19 protein-coding genes are annotated in these 21,265 nt (G+C 59.3%); 2 read left to right on the forward strand and 17 right to left on the reverse strand.

Annotated features, from left to right (window positions below; translation table 11 throughout):
• Window positions 1-21: 21 nt before the first annotated feature.
• The 6 genes from DW645_RS00390 to alaS form a co-directional block, all read right to left on the reverse strand.
• Window positions 22-1,131 carry a hypothetical protein gene (locus tag DW645_RS00390; RefSeq protein ID WP_118225791.1) on the reverse strand — a complete coding sequence of 370 codons (1,110 nt, stop codon included), beginning with the start codon at window positions 1,129-1,131 and terminating at the stop codon, window positions 22-24.
• A complete protein-coding gene (locus tag DW645_RS00395; RefSeq protein WP_117736305.1) occupies window positions 1,128-1,661 on the reverse strand; it encodes a shikimate kinase in 534 nt (177 codons plus the stop codon). The genes DW645_RS00390 and DW645_RS00395 overlap by 4 nt, the downstream gene beginning before the upstream one ends.
• An 8-nt stretch (window positions 1,662-1,669) precedes the next feature.
• Window positions 1,670-2,167 carry a YqeG family HAD IIIA-type phosphatase gene (locus tag DW645_RS00400; protein ID WP_099431674.1) on the reverse strand — a complete coding sequence of 166 codons (498 nt, stop codon included), beginning with the start codon at window positions 2,165-2,167 and terminating at the stop codon, window positions 1,670-1,672.
• Between the two features lies 1 nt (window position 2,168).
• Window positions 2,169-3,191 carry an endolytic transglycosylase MltG gene (gene mltG / locus DW645_RS00405; RefSeq protein ID WP_117790360.1) on the reverse strand — a complete coding sequence of 341 codons (1,023 nt, stop codon included), beginning with the start codon at window positions 3,189-3,191 and terminating at the stop codon, window positions 2,169-2,171.
• 403 nt (window positions 3,192-3,594) lie between these two features.
• Window positions 3,595-4,023 carry a Holliday junction resolvase RuvX gene (ruvX, locus tag DW645_RS00410; RefSeq protein ID WP_035138185.1) on the reverse strand — a complete coding sequence of 143 codons (429 nt, stop codon included), beginning with the start codon at window positions 4,021-4,023 and terminating at the stop codon, window positions 3,595-3,597.
• A gap of 17 nt (window positions 4,024-4,040) precedes the next feature.
• A complete protein-coding gene (gene alaS, locus DW645_RS00415; RefSeq protein WP_118225837.1) occupies window positions 4,041-6,698 on the reverse strand; it encodes an alanine--tRNA ligase in 2,658 nt (885 codons plus the stop codon).
• Between the two features lie 194 nt (window positions 6,699-6,892).
• Here alaS and DW645_RS00420 point away from each other — a divergent pair, with 194 nt between their 5' ends.
• The gene (locus DW645_RS00420; protein WP_117736302.1) at window positions 6,893-7,132 is read left to right on the forward strand and encodes a hypothetical protein; all 240 of its coding nucleotides are present in this window, start codon (window positions 6,893-6,895) and stop codon (window positions 7,130-7,132) included.
• Window positions 7,133-7,138: 6 nt separating this feature from the next.
• On the opposite strand, the gene DW645_RS00425 is transcribed toward DW645_RS00420, so the two are convergent.
• From DW645_RS00425 to ileS, 11 genes are all read right to left on the reverse strand, one after another.
• Entirely contained in the window at window positions 7,139-8,551 is a 1,413-nt protein-coding gene (locus DW645_RS00425; protein WP_117736301.1) for an AI-2E family transporter, read from the reverse strand.
• Window positions 8,548-9,339 carry an RNA polymerase sigma factor SigF gene (locus DW645_RS00430; RefSeq protein WP_117635146.1) on the reverse strand — a complete coding sequence of 264 codons (792 nt, stop codon included), beginning with the start codon at window positions 9,337-9,339 and terminating at the stop codon, window positions 8,548-8,550. The genes DW645_RS00425 and DW645_RS00430 overlap by 4 nt, the downstream gene beginning before the upstream one ends.
• A 1-nt stretch (window position 9,340) precedes the next feature.
• Window positions 9,341-9,718 (reverse strand): ATP-binding protein, encoded by a 378-nt coding sequence (locus DW645_RS00435; RefSeq protein ID WP_117736300.1) that lies wholly within the window; start codon window positions 9,716-9,718, stop codon window positions 9,341-9,343.
• Window positions 9,711-10,298 (reverse strand): hypothetical protein, encoded by a 588-nt coding sequence (locus DW645_RS00440; RefSeq protein WP_117758144.1) that lies wholly within the window; start codon window positions 10,296-10,298, stop codon window positions 9,711-9,713. The genes DW645_RS00435 and DW645_RS00440 overlap by 8 nt, the downstream gene beginning before the upstream one ends.
• Window positions 10,299-10,398: 100 nt before the next feature.
• Window positions 10,399-11,748 carry a replication-associated recombination protein A gene (locus tag DW645_RS00445; RefSeq protein ID WP_199576405.1) on the reverse strand — a complete coding sequence of 450 codons (1,350 nt, stop codon included), beginning with the start codon at window positions 11,746-11,748 and terminating at the stop codon, window positions 10,399-10,401.
• Between the two features lie 60 nt (window positions 11,749-11,808).
• On the reverse strand, window positions 11,809-13,056 hold the full coding sequence (locus DW645_RS00450) for a deoxyguanosinetriphosphate triphosphohydrolase family protein (protein ID WP_118225793.1): 1,248 nt from the start codon (window positions 13,054-13,056) through the stop codon (window positions 11,809-11,811).
• A gap of 31 nt (window positions 13,057-13,087) precedes the next feature.
• Window positions 13,088-13,510, reverse strand: coding sequence for a prepilin peptidase (locus DW645_RS00455; protein WP_118225794.1), 423 nt, complete (start codon window positions 13,508-13,510; stop codon window positions 13,088-13,090).
• Window positions 13,511-13,589: 79 nt separating this feature from the next.
• A complete protein-coding gene (locus DW645_RS00460; protein WP_117564132.1) occupies window positions 13,590-14,885 on the reverse strand; it encodes a glycosyltransferase family 2 protein in 1,296 nt (431 codons plus the stop codon).
• Between the two features lie 82 nt (window positions 14,886-14,967).
• A complete protein-coding gene (locus DW645_RS00465; RefSeq protein WP_118225795.1) occupies window positions 14,968-15,981 on the reverse strand; it encodes an RluA family pseudouridine synthase in 1,014 nt (337 codons plus the stop codon).
• The gene (lspA, locus tag DW645_RS00470; RefSeq protein WP_233540673.1) at window positions 15,981-16,580 is read right to left on the reverse strand and encodes a signal peptidase II; all 600 of its coding nucleotides are present in this window, start codon (window positions 16,578-16,580) and stop codon (window positions 15,981-15,983) included. Before lspA ends, DW645_RS00465 begins: the two co-directional genes overlap by 1 nt.
• 222 nt (window positions 16,581-16,802) lie before the next feature.
• Window positions 16,803-19,580, reverse strand: coding sequence for an isoleucine--tRNA ligase (gene ileS, locus DW645_RS00475; RefSeq protein WP_369831566.1), 2,778 nt, complete (start codon window positions 19,578-19,580; stop codon window positions 16,803-16,805).
• Window positions 19,581-20,091: 511 nt separating this feature from the next.
• Between ileS and DW645_RS00480 the strand changes: the two genes are divergently transcribed.
• On the forward strand, window positions 20,092-21,174 hold the full coding sequence (locus DW645_RS00480) for an iron-containing alcohol dehydrogenase family protein (RefSeq protein ID WP_117639340.1): 1,083 nt from the start codon (window positions 20,092-20,094) through the stop codon (window positions 21,172-21,174).
• Window positions 21,175-21,265 lie beyond the last annotated feature (91 nt).

Here is a 21,265-nt window from a genome sequence, read left to right on the forward strand (position 1 = left end):
GACGATGTATGTCAATAAATCCTAGAGAAGTTCTTTGCGAGAAGCCAAGTAGGCGTGAGCATGGCGGTCGAGGACCTCGTCCTCAACGCTCGTTAGACGAATGGCGCCGAGTGCCGCGGGCAGCGGCAACATACTACGGTTCGAGCGGTCAAACTGCTGCCTGCGGAACTCCTCGATATATGAGGCAGGCTCCAGATCGAAGGCAAGCTCCTCGATACCAAAGTCCTCCAGGCAGTCATCGACCTCAAAGACGTAATCGATATCAAAGTCGCAGGCATCATGTGCTAAGCGCGCCTCAAAGCGCATGCCCTCAGACAGCAGCTGGTAGGCAGGAACCTGCGCCGCGGCTTTACCCAGGCAGGCGCGCAGGGTACGCTCCCCCATCTTGCCAAAATCGAGCGCATGGCGGGCGCTCGGGTTCGTGGCCATCAGTACGTCCTTACGGGCAGTCTGAGACCACTGAACGGCATTGACGAGCGCGACCTCCTCGCCCGCGAGAATCTCGGGGACGGTCTCAGTAAACTGATTCCAGCGGGACTTGCTGCTCGAAAGCATGGTGCCAACAAGTACCGCATAGCCGAGCTTGAGGTCCTCGGGGTCCGCCGCGCGAACAAGGTCGAGGTCGCACACGACCAAGCCCGGCTCGGGACGGAACGCGATAGCGGGAAGCGCATTCGTCGACGAGGCGACAAGCGGCTTCATGGTCGTCGCAACCGTGAGCATGGCGTCGAACGTCGTCGGCAGCAAGGCGCACTCGGTGCGACCGCACCACTGATTGGCACACCAACAAACGACCGAGCAGGTCGCCGTGTCACCGACAGCGACAACGAGATCGTCGCAGGTAATGCCGTTAGCCGACAGGGCGCCAAAGACGGTATCGGCATCGGCCAGCGTAGCACCGGCAGGAGAAACCTCGAGGACGAGCAGCGACACGGCAAAACCGGCGTCGACCAGCGCATGCTCGACGACCTCGCCAAAACGCTCGGATGTAGCGTCGTTCCAAACCACCATCGCGCGCTTAGGCTTGCCCACGGCCGAGGCAAACATGCGCGACAGCTCCTCGAACGCGCCCAATCCAACGCGGACATCGACACTGCGGTTTTGGAAATTGATAAGTTGACGGCGAATCATAGCAGTCCACGCTCCAAAAGCATCTCGGCACAAAGGTAGGAAACGTCCTCGAAGGACTTGTTGCGAATATCAAGGGTAATATCGGCGGCCTGGCGATACAGCGGACGGCGATGCTCAAACAGGCGCGCAGCGTGCTCGGGCGAGCGGAAATCGGGCCGGGTATCGGAGCGGCGAATCTGGCGCAACGAGTCCTCAAAGTCGCCTTCGAGGTACACGCATATACCCATCTCATGCATCAGCTCAATGTTCACCGGCGTCTCGACGATGCCACCCCCGCACGACACCAGCAGGCTGCGCTCGCTTTGAAGCGAACGGAGTGCCGAGGTCTCAAGCTCGCGAAAACGATCCTCGCCCTCGGTCTCAAATATCTCGGTCACCGACTTGCCACATCGACGCACAACCAAACGATCGGTATCGATAAAACGCCGCTTGAACATAGTGCCGACGTTGCGCGCGAGCGTCGATTTGCCCGCGCCCAAAAAGCCGATAAAGAAGATATGGTCGCAGCCGTGTTTGATGTGCTGAGACATGGCGAAACCTATTCCTCGCAGGGAAGGTCGCGCAGGGCCCGGCGCTCAAAGATACGGAAGATCTGCGTGTACCACAGGTCCTGGGTTGCCTGCGGCTTGACCAGAATAGTGTCAACGCCGGCAAAGTTACCGCTCCACACGTCCGTGTACAGCTGATCGCCGATCAGCACCGCCTCGTCTGCCGTGGCGCCAAGGCGCTTAAGACCCGCCTTCAAGGCAAACGGGGCGGGCTTCATGGCGTGGCTGATGGCCTCGAGTCCCAGCTCGCGTGCAGAGCTCATGACCTGATCGCGATGCCAGTTGTTGGACACCATGCACAGCTTAAAGCCTTTGGCGCGGGCGGTATCGAGCCAAGCGGAAACCGCGGCGGGAACCTGCTCGGTGTCGCGCGGAACCAGAGTGTTATCGCGATCGAGCAGAATGGCGCGTTTGCCGTCGGCCCACAGGGTATCAAGGTCGATGCGATCGACCGAGGCAACGTATCGTTTGGGGCTAAAAATCCTCATGCTAATTCCAAGACAGTTGATGCTCTTCGTAGGTTTGCGAGAAGTACTCCTCGTCCTGCGTAATGTAGAAATACAGGTCATCGGAGTCGGTTGGCTCAAGCGTGGCCTTGAGTGCCTCGAGCGACGGAGAGCAGATGGGCGTGGGTGGCAGGCCCTCGTGCTTATAGGTGTTATACGGGCTATCGCTCTGCAGGTCGTCGGCGGTAACCTCGCCACCGGTGACATACATCATGGTCGCATCGCTGTTGAGATAGCGCAGACCGTCGAGCTTGCCGGCAAGGCGGTTGTAGAAGACCGAGGCCACGTGTGCACGTTGATCGGCGTTGAGGCCCTCGCGCTCAACGATAGAGGCCAAGTTGACGATGTCGTAGTCGGACATCTCCACACCGTAGCGCTCCTTGATCTTGGCTTCGCAGCTCGCAAAGTCAAGCGACTTGTACTCGGTCTTAAACTGATCGAGCATGGCGCGAATCACGTCATCGGCCGTCGGCGAATCACCCAACGAATAGGTCTTGGGGAACAAGAAACCCTCGAGCGAGTCGTTGGCGGCGCCCTTAAGGAAGCTATAGTCGTCCACGTAGTTGGAGGCCTTGGCCTGGTTGAGGAAGTCTTCCTTAGAGATGCTGTCGTAGGCCTGGGCCACGCGGTCGGCGACTTGATCGACTGTCAGACCCTCAGGGATAGTCAGCGCATTGGAGCCCGCGTTGGGGCCTTCCATGAGCTGCTGAACAACCTTGGTCGCATCCATGAGTGTGGTGAACGAGTAGGTGCCAGGCTTAAGCGACATATCGGCGTTAAGCTTTTTCACCGCCGCGTAGTAATCCTTGGGATTTTCGACGATATGGTTCTCGGAGAGAATCGAGGCGATCGTATCGCCCGAAGCACCGTCGGGAATGGTCACCGTAACTTGCTGGCCAGCAGCGACTTTCGCATCCTCACCGGCAAAGAAGCCCTTAACGGCAGGTACGACAAAGAAAGCGATAGTAGCAAGCGCGATTACGGCCACCACAACGCCGATGATCATAGGAACCGGAGAACTCTTCTTTTGAGCACCGCGACGAGCATGCGTGTTGTAGCTCGAGCGAGTCGCCGGAGCAACGCCATGCGACCCGCGAGCGTGATGCGAATGCGATTGGGGGGCCTGCGTTCGCTGGGTAGGTGCCTGTTGCTTAAAGCGAGCACCGCCTGCAGGCTGAGCCGAACGAGCAGTGGGCTGCTGAGCCGCGTGAGAAGCCGGATACTGAACCGAACGAGCAGAAGGCTGCTGACCCGTCCGTTGAACAGGTTGGGCCGAACGAGAGGAGGACTGCACCGGGCGCGCGGCAGACTGAGCTGCGCGCTGGGTCGGCTGTGCCGGACGCTGGCCAGGCTGGGCAGGGCGCGACGCCGACTGACGTGTACAATTCGGCTGGCGCGGATCGGAAGCGCTAGGCATGCGAAACCTCCTCGTTTTTACGATCAAGCCACGTCTGCAAAAACAGGCTGGCGGCAATCATGTCAATCTTGCCCCTCATCTGCTTTTCGTTGAGGCCCTGCTCGCGCAGGATACGCTTTGCCTCTTGCGAGGACAGGCGCTCGTCCTCAAACTCCAACGGAAGATCGAGCTCGTCGGCAATCTTTTGCGCAACAGCGGCAACGCGCTCGGCCTGGGGACCGGGCTCACCGGCCATGGTCAGGGGACGCCCACTTACCAGGATATCGGGCTCATAGTCCTCAACCAGGTAGCGGAACGTCTTGGCCATACCGGTGACCTCTGCAGCCGGGAGCACCTTGACAGGCATCGCCATCTTGCCATCACGGCTCGAGACGGCGATGCCGATCCTGGTCTCCCCTATGTCCAGCGCAAGCGCGACCACAGCGACTACCTAGATTCTTAGGCGCCGAGCGCGGTCTTAGCGGCCGCGAGGGCATCGGCGATGCCGGCGGCGTTCTTGCCACCGGCCTGGGCCATGTTGGGACGGCCGCCACCGCGACCGTCGACCAGGCCCGCGATCTGCTTGATCACGTTACCGGCGTGGAAACCGGCCTTGACGGCGTCATCGGAGCCGGCGGCGAGCAGGGCCGGGGTGCCCTTCTCGGTCACGCTGGCGACGACGCAGGCGACAGGACCGGCGACCTTCTGGTGCACGGTATCCCAGACGTTGCGCAGGTCGGCAGCCTCAAGGCCCTGGAGCTCAGCGACGACGAGCTTGTAGCCGTCGAGCTCGACGGCGCCCTCGATGGCGCTGGAGATAGCGTCGGAGGAGCCACCGGTCAGTGCCTTCTTGAGCTTGTTGGAAGTCTCGCGCAGCTCGGCCTGCAGGTTCTCCACGCGGGCGGGAACCTCATCCACGCGGCACTTGAGCGCAGCAGCGGCGGCGTCGACGAGCGCCAGACGGTCGGCCATGTAGTCGAGAGCACCCTTAGAGGTCACGGCCTCAATACGGCGGACGTTGGAGCCCGTAGAGGACTCGGAAATGATCTTGAACAGGCCGATCTCGGCGGTGTTGGCGGCATGGGTGCCACCGCAGAGCTCACGGGAGAACGGCTGGTCCTCGGCGCCCACGGAGACAACGCGGACGACGTCGCCATACTTCTCGCCAAACAGGGCGACAGCACCGGCGGCCTTGGCCTCGTCGATGCCCATGACGCGGGTCACGACCGGCTTGGAGGCGAAGATCTGCTGGTTAACCAGGTCCTCGACAGCCTTGAGCTGCTCGGAGGACAGGGCCTCGAAGTGCGTGAAGTCAAAGCGCAGGTGCTCGGGCGTCACCAGCGAGCCAGCCTGGGAGACATGCTCGCCCAGGACCTGCTTAAGCGCAGCGTCGAGCAGGTGGGTGGCGGTGTGGTTGCGGCGCAGGAAACCACGGCGCTCGGCGTCGAGCGCGGCGGTCACGGTAGCACCGACGGTCAATGTGCCCTCGGCAACGTGGGCGACGTGAGCATACAGGCCATTGTGGTTCTTGGTATCGGAAACGGTCAGCGCAACGCCCTCGGCGAAAAGCTCGCCGGCATCGCCCTGCTGGCCACCCATCTCGGCGTAGAACGGGGTGCGGTCGAGCACGACCTCGACGTCCTCGCCGGCGGCAGCGGACTCGACGGACTCGACGTTGCGCACGATGGCAACAACCTTGGCGCCTACGATCGCATCGTTGTCATAGCCGTCGAACTCAGTCGCGGCGACCTTGTCGGAAAGTTCGACCCACACGTCGTTGAAGCTGCCCCAGGCGTCGCCCTTGGCATTGGCGCGGGCGCGGGCCTTCTGGTCCTCCATGCAGGCGGTGAAGCCGTCCATGTCGACGTCGTGGCCAGCGGTGCCGGCGATCTCGACGGTCAGGTCGATGGGGAAACCAAAGGTGTCGTGCAGCTTAAAGGCAACGTCGCCCGGAAGGACAGCACCCTCGGCAAGCGCGGCCAGGGCCTCGTCCAGGTAGACGCGACCGTTGTCGAGCGTCGTGGAGAAACGCTCCTCCTCGGAAGCGACGATACCCTTGACGAGCGCGACGTTCTTGAGCAGCTCGGGATAGGCCTCGCCCATCTGGGCGTTGACCTCATCAATGAACTTGGTCAGGAAGGCGCCCTCGATGCCCAGCAGGCGACCGTGGAACACGGCACGGCGGAGCAGGCGGCGAAGGACGTACTCGCGACCCTCGTTACCGGGGAGAATGCCGTCCGAGATCATAAAGTCGACGGCACGAGAGTGATCCGCGATGATGCGCAGGGAGCGGCTGGCACCGGAGTAATCGTCGGCGTCATAGGTCTTGCCGCTGATCTTCTCGCCCAGCTTGATGAGGTGCTGCATCAGATCGCCGTCGTAATTAGCGGTCTTGTGCTGCATGATGGCGGCCATGCGCTCCAGACCCATGCCCGTATCGAGGTTGCGGTGCGGCAGCTCCGGCATGGAGCCATCCTCCTGGCGGTCGTACTGGGTAAACACGAGGTTCCAGAACTCAAGGAAGCGATCGCAGTCGCAGCCAGGCTTGCAGTCGGGGCTGCCGCAACCGACCTCCTCGCCCATGTCAAAGTAGATCTCAGAGCACGGACCGCAGGGACCGGTGGGGCCAGCGGCCCAGAAGTTGTCGTCCTCGCCCAAGCGGGAGATGTGGTCCTCGGCAACGCCCAGGGAGCGCCATACGTCATGGGTCTCGTCGTCCTCGGTAAAGACGGTGAAGTACAGGCGATCGAGCGGCAGCTTGAACTCCTTGGTGATGAGCTCAAAGGCCCAAGCGCAGGCCTGCTGCTTGGAGACGCCGCCAAAGGAGAAGTCGCCGAGCATCTCAAAGAAGGACAGGTGACGGCCGTCCTCGCCGATGCAATCGATGTCGTTGGTGCGGACGCACTTCTGGCAGGAGATCGCGCCGATCTCCTTCATGGTCTTCTTGCCCTGGTAGTACTCCTTAAACTGATTCATGCCGGCGTTGGCAAGCAACAGCGAAGGATCGTCGGGGACGAGGGACGAAGAAGGATAGAGCTTAAGACCGCGCTCCTCAAAGAAGTTGAGGAACTTAGAGCGAATCTCGGCCGTAGTCATTGACGGGTAGTCAGCACTCATAGAGGGAATCTCCTCGGTTTCACATCGAAACAGTTCAAACGTAACGATATTACCATCCCACCGCGCCTGTGCAAAAAAGAGGGCCGCCAAACAGCGACCCTCCAGCGAAAGTGCACGTTATTTAGTACTGTGCGATCCTTTGAAAAAGGACTGCTGTAGAATTACATATAAGAGTCACCCGGAAGGAGCGATCGATGAAAAGCAAACGATTTTTCCTCAATGCACTTCTGTTAGCGGCACTTTTAACGCTATTGGCTTTCTCCTGCTGGTACGCAAACCAACCAGCATTTGGCTACGTGTTGTATGCAGTAATGTCCGGCGATAAGGCTTATTACACTTTACGCGCAATTGACATTCTCTTTTTCTATGTTGCCGGTCCCTTATCAATCGCTTTGCTCGCGTTTCTTGTCATTTACAACTTCAAGAAACGTTAATGGGGCCTATTTAGAATCCGAATCGTCCATGGACCCGTCGATGCCGGTTTTGGTATCGTCATCAGAGTTGGAATCGTCATCCTTGGCGAAGGGATTCTTGAAGAAACCCGTGGCATCGGGCTGAAGACCCGAGAGCTTGATCCAGGGATTATCGAGCTCGGGCTTGGGCATAGCCTTGGCCTCGGGCGCGGTCTCGTTGCCGATGAGCTCGGACTCATAGATGAACGTATCGTCCCCGAGCGCGTCATAGGCGGCGACCGGGTTGCCATCGGCATCGCGGTACGGCGTGCCCTTAAACACGGCGCCGTCATAGGCCACAAGCTGGCGGCCGGTCTCGTTCTCAAAGTAGTAGACGAAAATGCCCTTGAGGGCTGCGCACAGCGGAATGGCAATGATCATGCCAATAGGACCCATGAGTGCCGAGCCAATAACGAGCGCCGTGAGGCTCATGATGGGATGCACCTGCACCGAGCTCTGCATGACCTTAGGCGAAATTACGTTATCGGTGACGTTTTGAGCGACCATCGTCACGATGAGCGTCCATAACGCCAACATGGGGCTGAACATGAAACCGAGCACTGTGGCGATTGCTGCGCTCACCCAGGGACCGACGACCGGAACCAAATGCATGATGCCGGTAAAGATGGCCATGAGCGCCGCATACGGATGGCCGATGATCATAAAACCGATAAAGGCGAGGAAACCACCGCAGATGGACGTCACGACCATACCGCGCATGTAGCCGCCGACAGAGCGAGAAAGGATGGCGACCATAAAGCGGTACGAGGTCTCCTTCTCCTGACCGATGATGGTGCAAATCTCGTGGTGCATGCGAGGGTAGTCGCAGGCCATCCAGTACGCAAGCACCAGACCAAGGAAGATCACGAACAACTGCGAGGCTGTATTGGTGATGAGCGGGAACACACCGCGGCCAAGCTCGGCAGCGATCTGAGACACATACTTCGATGCCACGGCAACCAGCGACGAAAGATTATCGTCCAGATACTCCTTGAGCGGCGTGTTGTTGAGCGTCTTGGCATGCGAGATCATCTCGTTGAGGTCGCCACCCGCAACACGAAGCTGCTCGGGCAGGCGGCTCAGGACTTCCATGATCTGACCAAAGAGAATCGGCGACAAGATGCAAACGACACCGACGAGCACAGCAACGACCACAATAAGCGCGATAAGCGAACCGATGCCGCGATTCACGCCATGGTGCTCGAGCCAGTTGGTGATCGGGGACATCACAAAAGCAATGATGGAGCCGACGGCAAGAAACTCAATAACCGGTGCCAGGATGCCCATAAGGTTAAAGATGACGGCGGCGATGACGATGCAACCGACGACAGCCCAAATGCGAAGCGTCAGAATGCGGGTATCGCGCAGCGTGCGGTCGGTTTGTTGGGGGTGCTCACTCATGAACGAACCATTACTCCGTCAGGGTCAATCTTGTCTTGAATCTTCTTGAGGGTGCGGCGCAGTAGGCGCGAGACCTGCACCTGCGAAATGCCCAGCTTCTTGGCGATCTCGATCTGGGTCATGCCCTTCACAAAGCGTAGCTCGATCACCTCACGCTCGCGCGGCGAGAAATCGCGGATGGCTTCCTCGATTACCAGGCGGTCATCGGTAAAGTCGAGCTCGTTGTCGTCGTCGGCATAGCGATCGAGAATCGAGGGAGCATCGTCGGAGTCGGACGCGCCGGGAGCCTCGATGGGCACCGAGGTGTAGGCCGAGGACGATTCCATGGCTTCGAGCACCTCGTCGACGGTCACGCCAAGGTAATCGGCGATTTCCTCAACCTTGGGCGAACGCTGAAGCTCGTTGGTAAGCTTGTCGGTAGCCTGGTTAACCTTGGCAGAGAGCTCCTGCAGACGACGCGGCACGCGCACACTCCAGCCCTTGTCGCGGAAGTGGCGCTTAATCTCGCCCAAGATGGTGGGCGTGGCAAACGTCGTGAACTCGAGTCCGCGCTCGGGATCAAAGCGATCGATAGCCTTGAGCAAGCCCAAGTACCCGACCTGCAAAAGGTCATCGAGCGGCTCGCCGCGGTTCTTGAATTTGTTGGCAAGAAACCTTACCAGGTTCATATGGGACATGACGAGCTGCTCGCGAGCATCCGGATCACCGGTCTCCTTATAACGACGAAACAGCTCGCGGGTTTTCTCCTTGTCCCAAGCGGTCTTGCCGCTCCGGGAGCGTTCGGTCATATTAGATATCCGCCTTGAGGTCGAGGGAAAGCGTTAGGGGCGCTGTAGTCTTTTCGTAAGAGTCACACACGCTCGCCAAAATGAGCTCGGCATACACGGCAGCCTGGTCATCCTCATCGACAGTCGCCTGGTCGCCAAAGGTAAAGGTCATGCCCACATGCGATTCGTCGACATCGAATTTGATCGAGATATCGTCGGAATCAACAGCCGTGCAGCCAAAGATGAAGGCTTCTTCGGCAGCCATACGAATGTCCTCGATGCGATCAACGGACATAGAGCACAGGGCGCCGACGTTGGCGGCCGTCATGCGCACCAAGCGCGCGAGACGCGGATCACCGGCAACGCTCAGCGTAATGGGGCAGGTTGCTTCGCTACTCATCGCAGGACTCCTCGGAGGTCTCGGCAGGCGTATAAGTGTAATACTGAGCAGGCTTAGCAGCGGGCTTCTGAACATCATCGTCGTCAGCAGCGGCATCGTCATCGCCAATCAGAACGCGCTCAGTAGGCTGCTCGGCCTCGGCGGCGGCAGCGGCGAGCTTGCGATCGGCGTCGGCTGCAGGAGCCTTCACCTTATTGAAGAGCTTCTGCACGGCGCCAGCAGCAGAATCAGTCACGCTCGATACGGCATTGCTGGCCTCAGCCACGCTGCCCGTGACCTCGGAGATGTCGCGAACGACCGCCTCAACCTCAACGAGGTTAGACGTCAGAGCATCAACGGCAGTCTTGCTCGACTTGAGGAGCGGCTCAACCTGTGCCAGCGCGGGGGTGAGCTCATCGACAGCGCCGTCGAGCTTTGCCACCACAGGCTGTGCCTCGGCGAGCGTATTGTTAAGGTCACTCACCGTCTTGTCGAGCGAATCAACGACGGTGCGGGTCTTGCGCAGCGTGAGCGCGAGCTCGACAACAGCCCACACGCCGGCAACGGCGAGCAACAGCAGGGCGATTTGAATGGGACTCATACAAGCCTCCCAAAGGAATCGAAATACAGACGCTGTTCATGGTACCCCAAAGGGGACCGAACATGCCAAGCGTGAGATCCTGGGACAAAATAATCAGCAGTTACTTCGGAGCATTACCGCTACGGTCGCGTTCGCTTTGCTCAACACGCCACTCTTCCCAACCGCGGCCGGCAGGATGCCAGAAGGCGCCGCGCTCCAGCCCCTCGGGCAAATAGCGCTGCTCGACCCAGCCTTCGGGATAGTCATGCGGATACTTATACACACCGTATTCGTCGCTGCCCGGACGATGACGATCGCGCAGATAGCTCGGCACCTCACGAAGCCCACTAGAATGGATATCGGCCAGCGCCGCATCGATTGAAGCCTCACACGCGTTGGATTTAGGCGCCAAGCACACATAGAGTGCAGCCTGAGCCAGGTTAATGCGGCACTCGGGATAGCCAATGACCTCGGCAGACTTAAACGCGGCATGCGCCACCAAAAGCGCCTGCGGATCGGCGTTGCCAACATCCTCAGAAGCCTGAATCATAATACGGCGTGCAATAAACTTGGGATCCTCCCCTGCATCGATCATGCGCGCGAGCCAATAAATGGTAGCATCGGGGTCGCTGCCGCGCATGGACTTAATGAACGCACTGATAATGTCGTAGTGCATGTCACCGTTTTTGTCATACGAAAACCCACGGCGCGGATTGGCGATCTTCACATCGTCGACCGTGATGGGATACCGCTCCCCCGCCGCCGGAGCCGGCGTCCCCTCGGTATCGGGACGCGTGACGGCAATCTCGCTCGCCAACTCAAGCGTCGTCAGGGCCGAGCGTGCATCACCCGCTGCCAGCGTGCAAATGGTCTTGACCGTATCATCATCGGCCGAGAATTTGCCGTTCAGGCCCTGAGGCGCCTCGAGCGCACGCTCGATAAGCATGGCGATATCCTCGTCCTTTAAATGCTCAAGCTCCACGACTCGACCACGTGAGAGCAGCGCCGAGTTGACCTCGAAGTACGGATTCTCCGTCGTAGCGCCAATCATAATGACGGTACGGTTCTCAACTGCATGCAGCAGGGCATCCTGCTGCGACTTAGAGAAGCGGTGAATCTCATCGATGAATAGAATGGTGCGGCGGTCGTACGTATTCAGGCGCGTCTTGGCCTCATCGATCACGCGGCGCAAGTCCTTTACGGTGCCCGTCACGGCGCTGACCTCGACAAACTCGCTCTTAGTATGGTTGGCGATAATGTGGGCCAGCGTCGTCTTACCCGTACCGGCCGGCCCGTACAGAATCACGCTCGAAAGCACGTCGTGCTCGATCGCGGCACGCAACCATGAGCCCTTACCGACGGCCTTTTGCTGGCCCACATAATCGTCGAGCGAATTGGGGCGCATGCGCACCGCAAGCGGCGCATTCTGAAAGGAACGCTCGCGCGTCGAAGCAGAAAAAAGGTCGTCCATAGCCATCCCGTGCATCAATCAAAAACGTTTTCCACAAACAGTATACCGAATAAATACGAACTACCGTTCGTTAATATAGGTGCGGTGCGGAAACTCCAGACCAGGGAATAGCTTGCTCGTCAGCTCGCAGAAATAGCCGTCCGTCATGCTCGCAATGTAATCCGCCACCGCTTGATCCTTGTCGTCCTGCCAAGCATAGATGCGGCCATAATAGGAAAGCTGCTGCTCAATACGCGAAATGTGGTGCTTAAAGATGTAGGAGGACTCGTCACCCTCGTTTAGATCCCGCAGGCAACGGTCGTAGAGCTTTTCGAAGGCCTCGCGCAGCTCCTCCTCGGAATCGCCTTCGATACCGCCCTTGCTATAGATCTTCTCGTAGTTCTCGCGCTTGGCTCGACGAATTTCCTCAAACAGGTCCTCGCTCATCTCGATGCGCGGCTTACCATAGCTATGCTCAACGATATCGATGGAAGCGTGCGTGAGGATCCAGCTGTTATAGGCGCCGCCCCGACCATCGTCAAAAGCGTCGGGCGAAAGCAGACCCGCCGCGATCGCATCCTGACGGTCACGACCGACGTAGGCAAGAATATCCGAGATGCGAACGACGCAGCCCTCGAGCGTCATGGGACGCAGGTGCCCAATGGCGCCATAGCCCGTGGCGATGCAGTCCTCGACCGCCTGATCGAACTGGTCAAAGGAGCCCATATCCGACAATTCAAACACGCGCTGCTCGTACTCGCCGTTATGGCATAGCACGCCGTCGAGCGTCTGGAGTGACACGTTACGGCCGTACAGCGCGTCGAGCACGCGGACCGACTGCACGTTATGGAAAAAATAACGCCCCGTACGCTCGTGGTAGATATCGTTGAGGAATCGCTCACCGGCATGGCCGAAAGGCGTGTGTCCCAAGTCGTGGCCCAGGCCAATCGCCTCGATCAGATCGCAATTGAGCCCCAGGGCGCGACCGATATCGCGCGCAATGCGGGAGACAAGCTGCACGTGCAAACCGCGGCGTGACAGATCGTCATTGCTACGGAAGCTAAAGACCTGCGTTTTGCCTGCATAACGGGTGTACGCAGGAAGATGAAGTATCTTTTCGGTATCGCGCATAAACGCCGGACGCATAAGCGTGCCTTTGTCGGCGGCGCGATCAATACGACGAATGACCTGATCGTCGTTGCAACGATACGGGTTAACATAGCCCGAAGCACGATCGGTGGCAATGCGCTCGAAAAGTTCGGGCGACAACGCCGAGGGAATACGGTCCATGCGCGCCTTAATGACGGCCGTTTCTTGATTAGTTGCCATGGCATGCTCCTTAAGAAGGATGCGCAATCGGTTACAAAGTGCAGCCCACAACCTCGATTATGGCAAAAATCGGCACCAAAAACGGGAGCAATGGCAAGGAGCGCGATTTTGTGATGAGGCAGGAGAGGGCAAGGACCAGGAGCGCGGCGGCAAATGCCACGATGCCACCCAGAGGGTCGAGCGTGCAAAGCGCGAAAAGTGCCTTAGCATCTCCCATGCCGATGCCCGGGATTTGGCGAAGACGACGCCAGAGGGACTCAGTCAGAACGAGAGCAAGATACACGATGACGGCAAGACCTGCGTGGTCAAGCGTTGTGTTCAAACCGAGGTCGAGCCAAACGCCCGCAAACGCCGCCACGGCGCACGCGCCAGCAAGCTCATTGGGAAACCGCCGCTCACGGGCATCAACCACCGCACCGGCAAAGACGCAGATCCAAAATGGGATGTAGAACATCGTGCACCTCCATGAGCAGCTGCTCAAAAGCAAAAACCACCACAAAGGTGCACCCCCTTTGCGGTGGTTCTGGTCGTGGTTACTTGGCGCCCTGCATGACCTCGTCGAGGGTAACGTTAACGGCGTGCTGCGTGGGCACCCAGTCGACCTTCAGGAACAGCGCGGCAACCGTGATGGGGATATAGCTGAACATAAAGATCGGGAAGGTAAACAGGTTGGTCACCAGGCGCCACTTTTGAGCGCAATGAATGTGCTTGTACTCAAAGATGGTCGTGAGCAGCGCCAGGATAAAGAAGGTCTGGTACATCATCACGAACGTCATGATAAGCGAGGCGGCACAAGCCTGCATCTCGACCTCGGTAGCCAAGAAACCATGCGAAAGGCCACCCACGATGAGGAACGTCGCATTGGCGAGCATGGAGATCAGGGACAGCAGCATGCCCGGAGCGATGGTCATAAACATGTCATATGCGGCAAAGCGATGATAGCGGAACGTCGACTTGACCAGATGCTTGCCGTAGGTAAAAAAGACCTGGTAGAAGCCCTTGGTCCAGCGCATGCGCTGTTTCCAGGACGCCTTAAACGTCACCGGCTGCTCGTCAAAGAACTCCGCCGGCGCATAACCGATGCGGATGCCGTGAATGGCGCAGAACGTGGTGAACTGGATGTCCTCGGTCAGTGTATGGAACTGCCAGCCGTGCATGCCCTCGATAACACTGGCGGAGATAAGGTAGCCCGAGCCCGAGACGGCGCAGGACGTCTTGCAGATATTACGCGCGTTGTTGAGGAAGCGGGCCTCACGCAAATACCAGGTGGCATTCGCTGCCGAGATCCACGAGCTTCCGAAGTTCTTGGAGTTACGATAGCTCGTGACCACATGGAAGCCCTGGTCAAAGGCATCATTCATCTTGGACACGTAATCGCGGGCGATAACATTATCGGCATCGAAGATAAAGTAACCTTCAAAGGTGTCGGGATACTCGTTAAGGATACGGTCGAAACCAAAGTCCATGACCCAGCTCTTGCCTTTACGGGCCAGGTCGTTTCGCTCGTACACGACAGCGCCCGCCTCGCGCGCGAGCTGCGCGGTGTTATCGGTGCAGGCATCGGCGACGACAAAGACCTCGATGAGCTCGGACGGATAATCCTGGTCCTTGATGGAGCGAACGAGGTTGGCGATCACGGCCTCCTCGTTATGCGCCGCGATAAAGAAGGCATACCGGTGGAGTTTTTTGGCCTTGGGAGGCGCGACCTCGCCGCGGAGAGCACCGATGACAAAGAAGACCACCTGGTACAAGAAGCAGACCGTGAGCAGCGTGACGACAATCTGGTTGAAGATCACGATGGGTGTGTTGGTTTGTAAAAAGGCGAGCATGCAGGCTCCCAGGAACGTGTTACGTAAACAACCGTATATCTTACCGCAGGCTTACCGAGTTCAAGAAACCACCTAATACTGGCTAGGCTTCGAGCAGACCGAGCTGCGGTACGATTTCGTCGCCGGCAGCAGTGCGACCAAGCGAACGCGGGGCTAAGTCGTCGAGGACGGCGGCGAGATCCCACGGCAGCTCGTCGCGGCACTCAATGCGCTCTCCCGTCACGGGATGATCGAACGCCACGCGCCAGGAATGGAGGAATTGCCTGGTCAGACCCTGATCGGCACGCGCATCGCACTTACCGTAGAGCGGATCGCCCACGCAGGCGTGGTTGATATGGCGCATGTGCACGCGAATCTGATGCGTGCGGCCCGTAAACAGGTGGCACTCGACGAGCGTATAACCGTCGTCAAAACGCGTGGAATCAAAGCGCTCGAGGACCTTAAAGGTCGTAATGGCCTGGCGCGCGAAAGGATCGTCCGAAACTGCCATCTTGACACGGTCACGCGTAGAACGGGCAATGCCGGTGTTAATGGTGCCCTCGTCCATAGCGATATGACCGTGAACGAGCGTAATGTAGCGGCGGTCGAGCGTGCGCGTACGGATAAGATTTTGGAGCGCGCGCTGGGTGTCGTCGTCCTTGGCAGCAAGCATGAGACCCGAGGTATCGCGATCCAAACGATGCACGATACCGGGGCGATCCTCGCCCTGCACAGTGCCCAGATGGTCGATACCGCAGTGATAGACCAGGGCATTCGCGAGCGTACCGCTCTCATGACCATGCGCAGGATGGCACACCAGGCCGCGCTGCTTGGAGAGCACAATGAGATATTCGTCCTCATAGCGAATGTCGAGCGGGATGGCTTCGGGAATCACATCGGTCGGGTCGTGCGGCTCGGGCAAATCGACCGAAATACGGTCACCGGCCCGCACGGCGTACTTTTTGGACAGGCAGGTCTCGCCATTGACACATACGGCACCGCCCTCAATCAGATGCGCGCAGGCAGAGCGCGTAGGACAGCCGTCATTGGCGCCCAGATAGGCGTCAAGGCGCTGACCAGCGGCATCGTCGGCAACAAGGATATGAATGTCAGCCATTAGCGCTCATTCCTTTCGCGAATCTTGCGGGCACGCTCCCCACGCTGCTTGGCTTTGCGCTTGGCGCGGGCCTCGTCACGGGCGTTAAGCTCGGCGGTCGCATCGACCTCACGGGCCGCGGGGCTCAAGAACATGTAGCCGAAGAGGGCGAGCACGACGCCCACGGTAATGCCGATATCGGCCACATTGAAGACGGGGAAGTCGATGAAGGTGGTGGCAATAAAATCGGTCACGAAGCCAAAGGCCAAACGATCGATAGCGTTGCCGATAGCACCGCCCGCAACCATCGCCATGCCCACAACCTCAAGATGGGCGAGCTGGGGTGCACGAACGAGGTACACGGCAATAGCGATAATGACCGCCAACGCCAGCACGGCAAACGCGACACCATGCCCCTCGCCCATGCTAAAGGCAGCACCGATATTACGGACAAACATAAAGTCGATGACACCGGGGATGACGGTCACATGCAAAGCGTCGCCCACGGCACGAACCGCAAGCTTGGTCAGCTGGTCAACAAGCAGCACAACCAGCGCCACCCCACCAGCAACACCCAACCGCCAACGCAAAGGCGGCGTCATATCCCCAGCACGACCCAAATCAATCCCCTAGCCTCAAGAACATCGAATTACGTTTAACGTAAGTAATCATCTTATAGTGACAAACGCCAAACGCGCAGCATATTCACCAACGCTAGCGAAATAATCAGCATAAAACAAAAGCGGCATTCCGAAAAACAGAATGCCGCTTTTATTCAGCGGAGCAAATGGGCCGAAGGCGCCCAAATTCTCCCTATAACTAAAATGCCGAGTTACCGTGCCTTAAAGGGCATTCGCACAACGCTTACAGATGTGAGCATGGCCGTTGTACTCGCCGACGGTGGTGCGGTAGTTCCAGCAACGGTCGCAGCACTCGCCCTCGGCAGCATCGATGGCAACAGAAAGCTCCTCGCCCTGGGTAAGCTCAACATCGGAGACGATGTAAAACTCGGCCAGGTCGACGGCCTTGTCGCCGGTCAGCAGCGCATACATTTCGGCGGGAACGACCGCCTTGACGCGGACCTGCTGGCTCTTGGTGAAGGTGCCAGCGGAGCGGGCATCCTCAAGGGCCTTGGTCACGACGCTACGGAGCTCGAGTGAAGCCTCGAGCACGCCCTCAAACTCGTTGGCCTCGTCGACCGTGATGGGCGACTTGTACCAATCGAGCAGCGCGGCGTACTTCTGGTGATCGACGCAGCCGGCGGGCGCATAGGCCATGGCCTCGTCGACCGTATAGGACAAGATCGGCTGCAGGTCGCGCATGAGCATCGAGAAGAGCTCGGCGAGCACGGTCTGGGCGCTGCGACGCTCGAGCGAGCCGGGCTTCTCACAGTACAGACGGTCCTTCAGGGCGTCGAGGTACACGTTGGAAAGCTCGGTAACCACGAAGTCGTAAAGCGCACGGTAAGCGCGCGGGAACTCGTAGCAAGAGTAAGCATCGTCGACCTCGGCCTGGACCTGGGTCAGACGGGCAACCATGAGCTTGTCGAGCGGCAGCAGGTCGGCAAAAGCGACGCCGTCGGTCTCGGGCTCAAACTGGCCCTCAAGCTCGGAGAGCAGGAAGCGCAGCGTGTTGCGGAAACGACGGTAGGCATCGGACGTACGAGCGAGAATCTCGTGGTCGATGGAAACGTCGGAGCTGGTGTCGACCGAGGCGACCCACAGGCGGATGATGTCGGCGCCCATCTCGTCACAGACCTTATTGGGGTCGATGACGTTGCCAAGCGACTTGGACATCTTACGGCCCTGGCCGTCGAGGGTGAAGCCCTGCGAGACGACCGCCTTGTACGGAGCGTGGCCGTTGGCGCCCACCGAGGTAAGCAGCGAGCTCTGGAACCAACCGCGGTGCTGGTCGGAGCCCTCGAGGTACACATCCGCCGGATACTCCAGCTCGGGACGGTACTCGCAGACGGCCTTCCAGGAAACGCCGGAATCCCACCACACGTCGAGGATGTCCTTATCGGCCTTGAGGTGATGGCCGCCGCACTTGGGGCAGACGCAGGCCTCGCCCAGGTAGCTCTCGGGAGCGTCGGTGAACCAGGCGTCGGAGCCCTTATCGTGGAAGAGCTTGATGACGGCGTCGAGCGTGGCGTCGTTCATGACCTTCTCGCCGCAGTCGGCGCAGGTGTAGCTGGGGATAGGCACGCCCCAGTTGCGCTGACGGCTGATGCACCAGTCGGGACGCTGCTCGACCATGGCGCCAATGCGGTTGGCGGCATGCGCCGGATACCATTTAACGTTCTCGCGGACCTCCTTGCCAGCCTGCTCGCGCAAGCCAGTCTTGTCCATCGAGACAAACCACTGGTCGGTAGCACGGAAGAGCACCGGGTGCTTGCAGCGCCAGCAGTGCGGATAGCTGTGCGTGATCTTCTTCTCGAGGACCAGGGTGCCGCGCTCACGCAGGAACTCGATAATGTGAGGGTTGGCCTCGTCGGTATCCATACCGCTGAAGGGGCCACCGGTGCCAAACTCCTCACCGGTGTAGAACTTGCCGTCGTCGTCGACCGGCATGCAGATGTCGGTGATGCCCTCCTTGAGGCAGGCAAAGTAGTCGTCGACGCCGTGGCCGGGCGAGTTGTGGACGATACCGGTACCGTCATCGACACCGACGTAATCGGCCAGCAGCGCCACGCCCTCAACGCCGTCAAAGATCGGCTGCTTGTAGTGGATGTGGTGGAAGGTCTCGGCGGGAACCACATAGGGCTTGCCGTCGACCATAACCGGGGTGTACTCCCAGCCAAACTCCTCGCAGCACTTGGGAGCCAGGTCCTCGAGCATGACCTCGGCACGGCCCTCGTGCTCAACGGCGACATAGGCGGCGCCGGGCTTGAGGGAAACGGCCTGGTCGGAGGGGATGGTCCACGGCGTGGTCGTCCAGATGATAAAGTCGACCGGGCCGTCGAAGTCCTCGAGGCCGGCGGGCTTGGAAGTCATCTCAAAGCGCACGAAGATGGACGGGCTCGTCTCGTCGGAGTACTCAATCTCGGCCTCGGCCAGCGCGGTATGGCAGTGCTTGCACCAGTGAACCGGCTTGTGGCCGCGATAGATCATACCCTTATCGAACATGGCCTTAAAGACCTCGATGTCGGCGGCATCGTGCTGGTGATAGAGCGTCAGGTAGGGATTGTCCCAGTCGCCGAGCACACCCAGACGACGGAAGCCGGCCTTCTGCAGCTCGATGTTCTCGACAGCGAACTTGTTGCAGAGCTCACGGATCTTAGCCGTGGAGGTCTGGTTGAACTTCTCGGTGCCGAGCTTCTCCTCGACCTTGTGCTCAATCGGCTGGCCGTGGCAGTCCCAACCGGGGACATAGGGAACCTCATAGCCCTGCATCATCCAGTAACGGTTGATCATGTCCTTGGAGATCTTGTTCATGGCATGGCCGATGTGGATCGGGCCGTTGGCGTACGGAGGACCGTCGTGCAGCACGAACTTCTTGTGACCCTCGTTCTTCTTCAGAACCTGCTCGTAGACCTTGTTGTCCTGCCAGTCCTTGAGCCGCTTGGGCTCGGACTTGGAAAGACCGGCACGCATGGGAAAACCGGTCTTGGGCAGATTCATCGTCTGCTTGTACTCGTTTGCCACGGTACCCCTTTCTTGTCATGGGCGCGCACGCCCTCTGGGCACCAAAAAAAGCGCCCGTCCCTGCAAGCTGGGACGAAGCGCCACAAAACGGGCCGTCTGCCCGCAAAAGCTCTTCGCTTAACCACCCAGCTTAGATGCCCTCACCCGCATTACAGCGCGCTCGCATCCGTTACTCGGCTGGCCTGTATCGACGACCATCTCGGCGATGTCTACTAAGACGTGCCTGTACGGCGCGTCCGTTGGGACCGCAGCTCCGGGGTGATTTTCATCGGTCGCATGCACGGGTTCTCAGCGCTCCCCGCTCTCTGTAGCATGCGGACGGCCGACTACTCGTCCCCATCAACGCTTATGCGCTGTATGGTAACACGGTCAACGCCGGCGAAAAACCCTCAACATCGGTTTCATACTTTAGAAACTTCTCGCGATCGCAAGCACTCACTTGGAGCAAAATACCTGAAAGCACTTTATCTAACGAAAGAAGGCTGCTATGCGCACGATTGGAATGAGCGACTACACCGTCGGCGAGGACTGCTTTGACGAGCTGCCCGGCGCACTGGACGAGTACGGAGCGACCAAGGTCGCGATTATCGGTGGTAAACGAGCACTGGCAGCGGCGCTTCCCGGTATCGAAGCGGCGCTGGAGGGCACCGACGTCGAGATTCTGGAGACGCGCGTCTACGGCACCAACAGTACGCGCGCCAATATCGCCAAGGTTGTGAACTCCCCTGTCTGCCAAGAAGCCGACGTTCTTATCGCATGCGGCGGCGGCAAGGCGCTCGACACCGTCAAGACAGCGGCCATCGAGCTCAAGAAGATCGTCTTTACGGTACCGACGATCTGCTCCAACTGCTCGGCCGCGACCGCCATTGCCGTTGTCTACAACGACGACGGCTCGCTCGAGGGCTATTCGTACCCAAACCGCCCCGCGCACATCTTCATCAACCCCAAGATCATCGCCGAGGCTCCGGCGGAGTACTTCTGGGCGGGCGTGGGCGATGCCCTGTCCAAGCAGCCCGAGGTCGAGTACGCCACGAGCGCCGGCAACCTGGAGCACACCGCCGGACTTGGCCTGGCACTCGCCCACACCTGCTCCGAGCCGCTGTTTACCTATGGCGTGCAGGGTCTAGAGGACGTGCGCCAGGACCTGTCGAGCGAGGCCGTCAAGCAGATCGCGCTCGACATCGTGGTCAACACGGGCTATGTCTCGAACCTGACCAACCAAAACGATTACTACTACAACTCGAGCGTGGCGCATGCGTTCTACAACGCCACGTGCAGCATCCCGCGCGAGGGCTCCTACCTGCACGGCGAGGTCGTGAGCCTGGGCGTGCTCGTGCTGTTTGCCTATACGGGCGATACCAAGAACCTTGAGCGCTACGCCGCCTTTAACAAGCAGATGGGGCTACCCGTGACGCTTGAGCAGGTCGGCCTTTCCGAGGCCGACATCCCTGCCCTGTGCGAGTTCGCGCACGCCACCAACGAGTGGAAGCAGGGCAACCCCGAGCCCTTCACCGACGAAAAGTTCGCCGCCGCCATCAAGGCTGCCGACGCTTACGGCCACACGCTCTAGGGCTGGCCCAAAACCACCACAAAGGGGACAGGCACCTTTCTGGTGGTTTTTTATTGCTCCAGCATTCAGTTCGTACTCGAACCCGATTCTT

The organism is Collinsella sp. AM23-17 (assembly GCF_003470945.1).
Taxonomy (GTDB): Bacteria; Actinomycetota; Coriobacteriia; order Coriobacteriales; family Coriobacteriaceae; genus Collinsella; species Collinsella aerofaciens_O.